We start from the raw sequence: 806 nt of genomic DNA, 5'->3' as shown, positions 1-806 counted from the left end.
ACACCCCCCCGCCGACGGTATCGGGGAGCCTCCACATGGGCCACCTGTACGGGTTCACCCTCCAGGACTTCGTCGCGCGCTTCGAGCGCATGAACGGCGGCGAGACGTTCTTCCCGTTCGGCTACGACGACAACGGGATCGCCTCCGAGCGGCTCACCGAGGACGAGCTCGACATCCGCCACCAGGAGTTCGAGCTGCGCGAGTTCCAGGCGAAGTGCCGGGAGGTCTGCGCGCAGTACGAGGAGCAGTTCACCGAGAACGTCCAGTCGCTCGGGGGGTCGGTCGACTGGAACCACACGTACGAGACCATCGAGCCGCGCGTCCAGCGCGTCTCCCAGCTCTCGTTCGTCGACCTCTACGAGCAGGGCCGCGAGTACCGCGAGAAGGCGCCCGCGATCTGGTGTCCCGAGTGCGAGACCGCCATCTCGCAGGTCGAGACCGAGGACGACGAGCAGGGCAGCCACTTCAACGACATCGCCTTCCCCGTCGCGGGCGGCGACGGCGAGACCTTCACCATCTCGACGACGCGCCCCGAACTCCTCCCGGCCTGCGTCGCCGTCTTCGTCCACCCGGACGACGACGGGAACCAGCACCTCGTCGGCGAGTCCGCCGAGGTCCCGCTGTTCGACCACGAGGTGCCGATCATCGCCGACGAGCGCGTCGACATGGAGACGGGCTCCGGCATCGTGATGTGCTGTACGTTCGGCGACCAGAACGACATCGAGTGGTACCAGGTCCACGACCTGGACCTGCGCGTCGCCATCGACGAGTCCGGGCACATGACCGACGTCGCGGAGGGGTACGAG

At 67.6% G+C, this 806-nt stretch carries 1 protein-coding gene; it reads left to right on the top strand.

All coding sequences use genetic code 11. The annotated features are described in order from the left end of the window. Nucleotides 1-806 (top strand): class I tRNA ligase family protein (locus D3D02_RS18130; RefSeq protein WP_147435701.1); only part of this gene is annotated, 806 nt, incomplete at both ends.

The organism is Halobellus sp. Atlit-38R, assembly GCF_003665925.1.
GTDB classification, from domain to species: Archaea; Halobacteriota; Halobacteria; order Halobacteriales; family Haloferacaceae; genus Haloquadratum; species Haloquadratum inordinatus.
The sequence above is the reverse complement of the archived record's forward strand: the minus strand, read 5'-3'. Positions and strand labels throughout refer to the sequence as shown.